Source organism: Candidatus Eisenbacteria bacterium (genome assembly GCA_016867715.1).
In the GTDB taxonomy this organism is placed as follows: domain Bacteria; phylum Orphanbacterota; class Orphanbacteria; order Orphanbacterales; family Orphanbacteraceae; genus VGIW01.
This window is the reverse complement of record VGIW01000107.1, coordinates 1-10,210: the sequence shown is the minus strand read 5'-3', so window position 1 is coordinate 10,210 and position 10,210 is coordinate 1. Positions and strand designations below refer to the sequence as shown.

8 protein-coding genes, 6 tRNA genes and 1 other RNA gene are annotated in these 10,210 nt (G+C 66.4%); 3 read left to right on the top strand and 12 right to left on the bottom strand.

The annotated features are described in order from the left end of the window. The 8 genes from dnaX to FJY73_12895 form a co-directional block, all read right to left on the bottom strand. Positions 1–1,094 (bottom strand): DNA polymerase III subunit gamma/tau (gene dnaX / locus FJY73_12930; GenBank protein ID MBM3321561.1); only part of this gene is annotated, 1,094 nt, incomplete at its 3' end. A gap of 53 nt (positions 1,095–1,147) precedes the next feature. Continuing rightward, positions 1,148–1,413: signal recognition particle sRNA large type (gene ffs, locus FJY73_12925), an RNA gene on the bottom strand. 41 nt (positions 1,414–1,454) lie between these two features. Further along, a tRNA-Ala gene (locus FJY73_12920) sits at positions 1,455–1,530 on the bottom strand. Positions 1,531–1,577: 47 nt separating this feature from the next. Beyond that, positions 1,578–1,667, bottom strand: a tRNA-Ser gene (locus tag FJY73_12915). Between the two features lie 75 nt (positions 1,668–1,742). Then, a tRNA-Ser gene (locus FJY73_12910) sits at positions 1,743–1,832 on the bottom strand. A 241-nt stretch (positions 1,833–2,073) separates the two neighbouring features. After that, positions 2,074–2,862 carry a hypothetical protein gene (locus FJY73_12905; GenBank protein MBM3321560.1) on the bottom strand — a complete coding sequence of 263 codons (789 nt, stop codon included), beginning with the start codon at positions 2,860–2,862 and terminating at the stop codon, positions 2,074–2,076. Positions 2,863–3,434: 572 nt separating this feature from the next. Continuing rightward, positions 3,435–3,914 (bottom strand): tRNA adenosine(34) deaminase TadA, encoded by a 480-nt coding sequence (gene tadA, locus FJY73_12900; protein ID MBM3321559.1) that lies wholly within the window; start codon positions 3,912–3,914, stop codon positions 3,435–3,437. Between the two features lie 230 nt (positions 3,915–4,144). Beyond that, entirely contained in the window at positions 4,145–6,136 is a 1,992-nt protein-coding gene (locus FJY73_12895; protein MBM3321558.1) for a tetratricopeptide repeat protein, read from the bottom strand. Between the two features lie 123 nt (positions 6,137–6,259). Between FJY73_12895 and FJY73_12890 the strand changes: the two genes are divergently transcribed. The 3 genes from FJY73_12890 to FJY73_12880 all read left to right on the top strand — a co-directional run bounded on the left by FJY73_12890 (position 6,260) and on the right by FJY73_12880 (position 8,384). Then, entirely contained in the window at positions 6,260–7,453 is a 1,194-nt protein-coding gene (locus FJY73_12890; GenBank protein MBM3321557.1) for a PD40 domain-containing protein, read from the top strand. 178 nt (positions 7,454–7,631) lie between these two features. Next, positions 7,632–8,030 carry an encapsulin gene (locus tag FJY73_12885; GenBank protein MBM3321556.1) on the top strand — a complete coding sequence of 133 codons (399 nt, stop codon included), beginning with the start codon at positions 7,632–7,634 and terminating at the stop codon, positions 8,028–8,030. Between the two features lie 30 nt (positions 8,031–8,060). Then, positions 8,061–8,384 carry an encapsulin gene (locus FJY73_12880; GenBank protein MBM3321555.1) on the top strand — a complete coding sequence of 108 codons (324 nt, stop codon included), beginning with the start codon at positions 8,061–8,063 and terminating at the stop codon, positions 8,382–8,384. Positions 8,385–8,486: 102 nt separating this feature from the next. On the opposite strand, the gene FJY73_12875 is transcribed toward FJY73_12880, so the two are convergent. From FJY73_12875 to FJY73_12860, 4 genes are all read right to left on the bottom strand, one after another. Continuing rightward, positions 8,487–8,560: transfer RNA gene (locus FJY73_12875), tRNA-Arg, on the bottom strand. A gap of 201 nt (positions 8,561–8,761) precedes the next feature. Next, positions 8,762–8,855 (bottom strand) — tRNA-Ser (locus tag FJY73_12870). Positions 8,856–8,947: 92 nt separating this feature from the next. Continuing rightward, a tRNA-Ser gene (locus FJY73_12865) sits at positions 8,948–9,033 on the bottom strand. 114 nt (positions 9,034–9,147) lie between these two features. Then, positions 9,148–10,210: ATP-binding protein (locus FJY73_12860; protein MBM3321554.1), on the bottom strand; the 1,063-nt coding region annotated here is incomplete at its 5' end.

Genomic DNA, 10,210 nt, shown 5'->3' with positions numbered 1-10,210 from the left:
ACGGTCGAGTCCATGCGAACGAGACGAAGAAGGAGCATCTCGAGGACGAGGCGCGGTTTCTGCGAGAAGCGAATCTCCCGCCCTCCCTCTCCGAGAAGAGTGAGCATGCGAATGAGATCGTCCGGGTGGAAGGCGGCCGCCTCCTCTCGGTAGCGCGCGATCGTCTCCTCGGCGGCGTCGATCAGGGCGCCCGGGTTCTTGCTCACGCGCGCGACGAGGAGGTTCCGAAAGTGCTCCTCGAGGGCGATGAGGAAATCGGAAGGATCCCGCCCCCGGCTCGCCGCCTCGTCGATCGTGGTCATCGCGGCGAGCGGATCCCCCGCGCGGGCCGCCGCGGAGATCGCGAAGAGATGGTTTTCGTCGACAATCCCGAGCGCCTCCTCCGTCTCCGCCGCCGCGAGCTTCCCGCCTCCGAAGGCGCGCGCCTGCTCGAGGAGCGAGAGCGCGTCGCGCATGCTTCCGTCCGCCGCGCGCGCGACAAGATGGAGCGCCTTCTCCTCCGCTTCGATCTTCTCCGCTTTCACGATCGCCTCGAGGCGCCCGACGATGCTCTTCGCGTCGATGCGGCGGAAATCGAAGCGGATCGTCCGCGAGAGGATCGTCGCGGGGACCTTCGTCGGTCGGGTCGTCGCGAACACGAAGAGGACGTGCGAGGGGGGCTCCTCGAGCGTCTTGAGAAGAGCGTTGAACGCCTCGACGGTTAACATATGAACTTCGTCGATGATGTAGACCTTCCGCTTCCCGGCGGAGGCCATGTAGCGGACGTTCTCGCGGAGGTCGCGGACCTCGTCGATCCCGCGGTTCGAGGCGCCGTCGATCTCGAGGACGTCGAGGCTTCGGCCGGCGGCGATCTCCCGGCAGTGCGGGCAGGTCCCGCACGGTTCGGGGGTCGGCCCCTTCTCGCAGTTCAGGGCGGCGGCAAGGATGCGCGCGGTCGAGGTCTTCCCCACCCCGCGCGGCCCGGCGAAGAGATACGCGTGCGCGACGCACTCCTGGCGGATGGCGTTCTCGAGCGTGCGGGCCACGTGCGCCTGGCCCACGAGATCCGAGAAGCGCGCGGGGCGCCACTTGCGGGCGAGAACGAGATAGCTCACCGGAGGAACCGCCTTTCGCTGGCGCCGCGTTTCACCCGGACGAGAGGAGTAGGCCGTGCACCTTTCGTCGACCCTCCCGGACGAAGCGGTCGGCGAGAGCGCGGCTCAGACCAAGCGAGCCCGCGGCGCATGGAAAGATCCGCTTACCGCTGCTACCTTCCGGTCCTGACGGGGTTCACGGTCCCCCATCGCGCGGGACCTGGCCTTCCACGCCGTCTCTCGTTCCCTGCCTCCGCCGAGGCCGGGCCTCGGAAAGGGATTCAACCCCGCTGGAGCGGATTGCGGGTTCAGGGCACCGCTAACTCCCCGTCTAGCACGACCCACACTGTTCAGGCGGCGACCCTTGATCAATCAATGAAATGGTGGAGATGAGCGGGATCGAACCGCCGACCTCTGCCTTGCGAAGGCAGCGCTCTCCCAACTGAGCTACATCCCCGACCCGACTCTCGACCAAACGGCGGCCCGAGCGGCCGCGCCCATTGATGGCGGAGAGTGAGGGATTCGAACCCTCGGTACGGTTGCCCGTACACGTGATTTCCAATCACGCCGATTCAACCGCTCTCGCAACTCTCCGGCATTCTATCAGCTCCGGAGGAAGACGTCACCCGGTTCCGAGTCCTCTCCGGCGGCTTCTCGCGCGCGCGTCGCTGGCGGAGAGAGAGGGATTCGAACCCTCGGAGGGGTTGCCCCCTCAACGGTTTTCGAGACCGTCCCGTTCAACCACTCCGGCATCTCTCCGGCGAGGATGGACCTCGCGGCTTTCGGGCGGGCGGCTTGCAAAGGACCGAAGGCCCGCCTCGAGTCTCGAGCATCCTCCCCGGTAGGTTACCGGGTTGAGCGACCTGCTGCAAGTGGCTTCCGAGAGCGGACGCTCGGGGCGCTTCCGCCGCGCGCGAAGCGAGGGGTTCGGGTCCCCGCGAAAATGGGCGGCTCCTTGCGCGGAGCCGCCCCTGCAAGGGTTCCAATGAGAATCGTCGATCTACCGGAAGAACGTCTTCACGCGGCCCCAGGTCGTCTCCTCGACCGCGGTCGACCCGTCGCAGGCGCACGAGTTCGCGAGGAGGAGCGGCCAGTCGCCGTCGCCGTAGATCGGATAACCGCCGGAGCCGTTGCTGTAGACCACAGCGAAGTCGGGGCGATACGCGTGGGCGATCTCGCCGTCCTGGAAGTTGCCGGCGACGAGGCCGCCGCCCTGGAGCGCGAGCATGTCACGATAGGACGATCCGTAGGCCGACACGCCCGAGTGGATGCAGGTCGTTCCGTGACCGTCGTACGCGCTGTAGGAATAATGGTTGCTCCCCGAGGGAGAGACGACCGGGCTGTACGCGGGCGTCATGATCGCCCCGCTCAGGTAGTTCCCCAAGGTGAACGTGCAGAAGACGCCGAGAACCACGTGCCCGCCGATATCGACGTACTCGGCGAGGTTGTCGCCGAAGAGAACGTTGTCCGCGTACGGGTAGTTGGCCCACGTGTGCACGCAGTCGTACTCGCGGAGCAACGGGAGGTCAGGGGTCGCGACGCGAGCGTCGAAGTAATCGACGACCGCTCCGCCGGCCGCCGCCGAGATCGCCGCGCGATACGCCGGATCATCGTCTTCAGAAGGCGCGTAGAGAATGCGACCGACCGATGTGACCGCCGGGCTCGTGAGAACGTGCCCGCTGTGGATGAGGGGCTGATCGCCCGAAGTGTTCGTCATCACGGCCGAGCCGGTTCCGGCCAGCATGAGGACCGCCGCGAAGCTCGCAACAAACATCCGTACCTTCTTCACGCTCTGGATACTCCTTTCGAAGGGTGTTTCGTTTCCGGCCGCCCGTGGGGGGGGGAGAGGCGAGCGCGGTTTCGCGTGCCGGTCGGATCCTCCCTTGCTCGGACCGACCGGGCGAGCGATGAGGGCAAGGTAGTGAGAACGGGGAACGGGCGGCTACTTTTTCTTCGCACGGATTGAATCGGATCTATCAGCTCTTCTTATGCAATGCGACCGGGGGATCGCGCAGCCGATCGCGGCGGAACTCGGCGAAGGAAATCCGGCGACCGTCGACGGAATCCGTGCAACCTGGGCATCCACCGAGTTCAGGGACTCGGGAACGCCGGCGCAACCGATCGGGAGACATTCGGGGACACGATACTGAATCAAGTCATTCGAGAAATTCGGGGACACGATACTGAATTGGACAAATCCCCTGTTGGGGGAATTCCGGGACACGATACAAGACTCGGTTTGGCGGGGAACGCACGCGGACTTCGGCAGCCGCCGGGGCGATCCAGATGCGGAGCTCGGGGAGGTGCGGGACGCGCGCGTTCTTCGAGGAGGGCCGGAGAACCGGGGTCGTCTCCCCGCTTCTACCCGTCTTCTCGCGGGGTCCCCTCGGCCTCCTCTCGCTTCTTTCGGAAGAAATCCTCGAGGAGCGCGCGCGACTCGGTTTCGAGGATGCCGTGGAGGAGATCGACCCGATGGTTGAGGCGCGGGTCCTGGACGACGCCGGCGAGCGAGACGCACGCGCCCGCCTTCGGGTCGGTCGCGCCGAAGACGAGACGGTCGAGACGCGCGAGGACGATCGCCCCCGCGCACATGAAGCACGGTTCGAGCGTGACGTAGAGGGTCGCGCCTTCGAGCCTCCACGAGCCGAGCGCCTCGGCGGCAGCGCCGATCGCGAGGATCTCGGCGTGCGCGGTTGGGTCGTTCGTCCCCTCGACCCGGTTGTGGCCCCGCCCGATCACACGCCCTTCGTGGATGACGACCGCGCCGACCGGGACCTCCCCCTCTCGTGCCGCCTCCTCCGCTTCAAGAAGCGCGAGGCGCATCCAGCGTACGTGATCCACGGTACCTGATACCTTTCCTGAGACGTACCTGATACCTCTTTCTTCCTGGTTGAGACGTACCTGATACCTCTTTTACCTCTTTCGCCTATCTTCCCCGAAACGGACGCTCCATCAGCCTTTTCGTCCTCATGGCGCGCGTCGGTATCCGATACATACTCCAGTCCTGGTCCCCCTTGTACCTGGTACAGACGTTCAAAACGTCTACCCAACTTCGTACCAGGTACAAACGTTCAAAACGGGAGGTCGGCCGGCCCCGGGCGGCGGCCGGTCAGCGCCTGGAAGCGCGCCCGCGCCTCCTCCGCCCTCTCCGGCTCGCCCGTGGCGGCGGCGACCTCGGCGAGGACCGCCCACGCTTCTGGAACGCCGGGCGCCGCGGCCGCGACCGATTCCGTCTCGGCCAGCGCCTCCTTCCCCCTTCCGAGCGCCGAGAGGGCGAGCGCGCGCCCGAGGCGCGTCGGAAGCGCCCGCGCCGTCCCTCGTCCGAGCGCCTCGTCGTAGCGCGCGAGAGCTTCCTCGTGTCTTCCGAGCGCGAGGAGCGCGTTCGCCGCGTTCGCGTGCACATCCGCGTCCCCCGGAGCCGCCTCGATCGATCGCTCGAAGAAGCGAAGAGCCCCCTCCGGATCGCCGGCGACGAGACGTGCGAGCGCGAGGTTGTTCCAAACGAACGGCGCGTAGCGGGGATCCCGATCGAGCGCCGTCAGGAGCACGCGCTCCGCCTCATCGGCTCTCCCGGCCCGCGCGAGGACCGCCCCGAGGTTGATGAGCACTCGCGGATCGCTCGGATCGAGCGCGAGCGCCTCGCGGTACATCTCCTCCGCCCGATCGAGCCGCCCGACCTCGGCGAACGCGTGGCCCCGCGAGAAGTAGAGCGAGGCGAGATCCCCCGGAACGTTCACGTCAAAAGCATTCGAGTGCGCGACGAGAAGGAGCGGCACCGCCACGAAGAGAACGACGCGAATCGGAAAGCGCCGCCCTTCGCGCGCGAGCCGCACGACGAGGTGCGCCGCCAGAACGAGGAAGAAGGGCATCATTGGAAGGCGGAAGCGCGCGCACACGAAGAAGAGAACGAGAACCGCCGCTTGCGCGAGGAGAAAGAGCGCAAGGAGCGAGCGCGCTCCGGCGCGCCCCCCCGAGAGAAGGAGCCCCGCGATCCCGAACGCGATGAAAAACCCCGCCCCGAGCGAGAGGCGCCGAAGAAGCGGCGCGTACTCCTCGATGTGGGGGGTGAGAAAACGGTTGTTCGGGATCTCCTCGTCGCTCGCGAGATAGACGATCTTTCGCCCGAAGAGGCGGAGCGCGTCGGCGGGGCGCGAGGCGATCCACTCGAGCGCACGCTCCCGCCAGAAGCGGTCCGCCTCGCCCGGCGAGAGCCTCCGTCCGGTCTCCCGCTCGGCGACCCGGATCGCCGCGAGGGAGACGTTGTCCTCGTACTCCTTCGTTTCGTAGGCGATGTCGCGCCAGTCGGGAACGATCGCCGTCCTTCCGTCCGCGTTCGGATTGTTTCCGATATAAAGGTTCACGCCCCCTTGCGTCGCGAGGACGAAGGCGCCGTGCGTTCTCGTGTTCCACGCCGCCGCCGCGAGGGGAGGGAGCGCGAGGCCGATCGCGAGAGGCGCGAGCACGGGGAGCGTCCGCATCGCGCGGCTCCGCGCGCACCACACGCTCCAGAGGAGAACGAACGGGTAAAGGGCGAGAGCCGTCGGATAGGTCGCCGCCGCGAGCCCGAGGACCGCCCCCGCGGCGAGCGCCCAAAATCTCTTTCCCTCCTGGAGCCCGAGAAGCAAGAAGAAGCCGAGAAGAAGGAGAAAGAGAAGGAGCGAGGTCGTGAGCGTCTCGTTTTCATAATAGATAAAGGGATTGTAGAGGAGGGAAAAGGCGGCCGCGACGAGCCCGACCGGAGGCCCGTAGGCGCGGTTCCCGATCCGGTGCACAAGCAGGATCGCCGCGAGCCCGAGAAGCATTTGGAAGATCCGCGCAACATACGGGCCGGATCCGAAGACCCGGTAGAGTTGTCCCAGGAGGAACGGATAGAACGGCGCGCGAAAGAGGTCGAGCTCGGACCCCGCCCTTCCTTCCGACCAGGCGAGCGCTCGATCGTGATACCATCGGTTGTCGACGAGAGGGACTCGGAACTCGGGGCTCGCCTCGATGCCGTGGAGGTAATAGAGGCGCATCGCGAGGCCGATAAGAAGGAGTAGAGGGAGAATCCATCGGGAGCTCACGGGTGCCCTCCCCATTGTCGGCGCGCCATCCGGCGGAACGTAGCATCGGGCGCCTCGCGCCGTCAACTCGCAGAGGGCCTCGAGGCGAGTCCCGACCGGCGGCGAACCCGCGGAGGAACGAGCATGTCGACCACGCACCGGCCGCGTCTTTTCGAGCGGCTTCTCGCTCTTGCAATCGCACTCGCCCTTCTTCCCGCCGGTTGCGGGAAGCACGAGTCGCCGACAAACGGCGGGACTCCCCCTTCGGTCGTGATCCAATCCCCGCGATCGGGCGATACGCTCTCCGGCGTCGGCTTCACCGTCACCGGCCTCGCGTCCGACGAGGACGGCATCGCGGCGATCCGCCTGAAAGCCGCGGGAACGATCTTCGCGACCGCTTCGACCTCCCCCTTCTCCCTCTACTTCCCCGCGTTCCTCTTCGATGCCGGCGCGATCGAGATCACGGTCGAGGCGGAGGACGCCGACGGCGCGAAGGGATCCGCCACGGTGAGCGCGCTCCTCGCCGAACGAACCCTCCGCTCGATCGGAAGCCCGAGCGAGGAGGAGCGGGAGCCGGCCTGGTCTCCCGACGGGAGCACGATCGTTTATGCATCAAGAGGTGTAAGCGGCCTTCGCGATCTCCACACAGTCCCCTCGGCCGGGGGCTCGCCTTCCGTTCTCGTTTCGTCCTCGAACGACGACGCCTCGCCGCACTGGTCGCCGGCGGGGGACCGGATCGCGTTCGCATCGAACCGATCGGGGAACTGGGACATCTGGACCGTTTTGGCGGAGGGGGGGGAGGAGACGCAGGTCACGACGAATTCCTTCGCGGATCGGGGTCCCGTCTGGTCGCCGAACGGCGCGCGCCTCGCGTTCCATTCGAACCGGGACGGAAACTGGAATATCTACTCCGTCGCCATCGCGAGCGGAGCACCGTCCGGACCGGAGGAGGCGTACACCGCCGCCGCCACCGCGGAGTCGTCCGCCACGTGGCGCGCGGACGGCACGGCCCTCGCGTTCGTCTCGAACCAGCTGGGCGGATCGGACCTCGCGACGGTCGAGCCGCCCGACCCGATCCTCTCCCTCGTCCCCGGCGCGAACGACCCGATGGTGCGCGAGATCCACCCCGCCTTCTGCCCGAAAGGCCCCTTCCTCGCCTTCGCCGACAACCGGAACGTGCAGTACGACATCTGGGCGGTCGACCCGGCGAGCGGCCGGAAGAAGATCCTCGCGAGCCATCTCGCCGACGACCGGGAGCCGGCCTGGTCCCCGCGCGGCGACCGGATCGCCTTCGCCTCGAACCGCGGCGGCACCTACGACATCTGGATCTTGGAATAAGCCGGTATCCGATACCGGTATCCGATACCTTGATCGTACCTTGCCCGATACATTGACCGGACCGCTGCGGCACCTACTACATCTGGGTCCTCAAGCAAGCCGGTATCCGATACCAAATTAGAACCGGTATCGGATACCTTATTCCCCGGACGCCGCGTGGGGTGCGATCGACGAGGCCGTGCGCCGCGTCCTCAAGGCCGGGCTCGCGGGGCGGCGGATCGCCGACGTGGACGGCCCCAAGGGATGGGATTTCTCCGCGATCGGCCTTGGCCGAATCGAGCTTCCGGCGAAGCAGCCGTGCGAGGGGGTCGCCTTCGGCGTCCGCCAGGCGCTCCCTCTCGTCGAGGCGCGGACCTCGTTCCATCTCGACATCTGGGCAATGGACAACGCGACCCGCGGCGCGGCGGACATCGACCTTGGGCCGGCGGAGGAAGCCGCGCGGCGGATGGTCGCCTTCGAGGACGGCGCGCTCTTCGACGGTCCCGCCGCCGGAAAGATCGCCGGTCTTCTCGGCTCGTCGGCCCACAAGCCGATCCCGATTCCTTCCGACGTCAAGGGGATCGTCGACGGCGTTTAGCGTGCGCTCCTTCTCCTTCGGGACGCCTCGATCGACGGGGCATGCGCGCTCGTCCTCGGGCGAAAACCATACGAGACGCTCGCCTCGCACGGTCCTTGCCATCCGCCGCTCCGCCAGATCGAGGATCTCCTCGGCGGCCCTGTCCTCTACTCCCCGCATCTCGAGGGGGGGATCCTCGCCTCGATGCGCGGCGGCGACCGATTGCTCACGCTCGGCGAGGACTTCGCGATCGGCTACGAATGGCAGGAGACGAAGCGCGTTCGTCTCTTCATCACCGAATCGTTCACGTTTCGTGTGATCGAGCCCGCGGCGCGCGTCGTCCTCTCGATCAGCGGCGCGCGGAAAGGACGGTAGCATCGGGTCTCGCAGGCTCCGACCCGCGTCCGGAGCAGAAGACGCACGCGGAGTCCAGGCTCGAGAAAAGGGCCCTCCGGCGATCCGGAGGGCCCGATCATCTACGCCCAGGAGGACTTGAACCCCCAACCTTCTGGTCCGTAGCCAGACGCTCTGTCCAATTGAGCTATGGGCGTGTTCGTTCGTTCGCGCGGAGTAGGTTACTCGATTCGAGCCCGCCTGGCAAGCGCCTTCTCACGCTCTTCTCTTCGACCCGCGCGCGAGGCGGCTCCCCGATCGGCCGAAGGACTTTCGACGGCCTCCCTCTCGGACTCACGACTCGCGGGGAGCCTTCGCCACGCGAACCGCGTCCCGCCCCTCGATCCGAAACGCAAAGCTGGCGGAGTGGGAGGGATTCGAACCCTCGGAAGGGCTTTTGACCCTTCAACCGCTTAGCAGGCGGTTCGTTTCAGCCATCTCACGCACCACTCCGCCTGATGTTTCATTTTCCGGTGGGGAGGCTCGGGGCGGCATTCCGCGCGAATCCCCTCGCCCTACTTCCCATCCCCCCGCGCCCTCGCCGGCGGAGGGAGTGGGATTCGAACCCACGAACCCTAAACGGGTTAGCGGTTTTCAAGACCGCCGCCTTCAACCGCTCGGCCATCCCTCCGGAAGACGAATCCCATTCTAGCCGATCGACGGGGAGGGTCAAGGAGGGAGTCGGGGAACCGTGTGCCGAGCACGACCATGGTTCAGGCAGCACTCCCAGGATCCCGCGTCCCTCTCACGACCCGTCATCTCTCAGGTGTTTCAGGAACGTCGACAGGTTGCAGGAGATGCGGCGGTCGTCTCCGCTCGAACGGCCGGTCTGCGAAACCAGGAAGCGCCGCGACGCCTTGATAAGGTCAGCGGCTTTGTCCAGCCGCGCCATATCCTCCGGTGAGGGGGAGGATGTGAGCTTCACCTCGACAGCCCAACACTCCTTCCCGAAATCCAACACGAGGTCCATTTCGTGTTGGTCACCGGTCCTAAAGTAGTGAGCCGTGAAACTTCGTCCACGCGCGGAGAGCTCACCCAGCGCCTGCTCGATCACGAAGCCTTCCCAGCTCGCGCCGACCCATGGTTGGCTGAGCAGGCGCCGTTCGTTCGAGACATTCAAGAGAGCATGCAGGAGCCCGCTATCACGCCAATAGATCTTGGGGCTCTTGATGAGACGCTTGCGGATGTTCGCCTGGTAGGAAGGTAGCCTGCGGATCAGGAAAGCCCCCTCCAGATAGTCCAGGTAGCTGTTGACGGTGTGGTACGAGAGCCCGAGGCTCTGGCCCACTTGCGTGGCATTCCACACCTGCCCGTGAAGCGCGGCCAGCATGCGGAGCAGCCGATCGGTCGTCCGCGGCCTCGCGGGCAAACCCCAGGTCGGGAGATCGCGCTGCGTCAGAAGAGCCAGGTAATCCAGTTGCCAACGCGGATACGGTCCGGCCCTCAGCACCCCGCCATCGGGGTAGCCCCCGCACAACCAGAGGCGCTCGCGCGGTGCCTTTGTTCGGAGCTCGTTGAAGAGGAGCGGGGTCAGATCGACAAGCGACAAGCGGCCCGCCAGCGACTCGGAGACGCGGATCATCAGCGAGGGGGAAACGGATCCGAGAAGCAGGAAGCGACCCTTCCGCTTGCGATCTCGGTCGATGGTCCCGCGCAGACGAGCGAAGGTGTCCGGGCACCCTTGAGCCTCGTCCAAGATCACGAGGTCCTTCCCGGCCGCGAGGCGATCCCACTCGAGGTCGAGCCTGAGGCGCTCGGATTCTTGTTCGAGGTCGAAGTAGATCCCGTCCAGCGAACGCGCGAGAGTG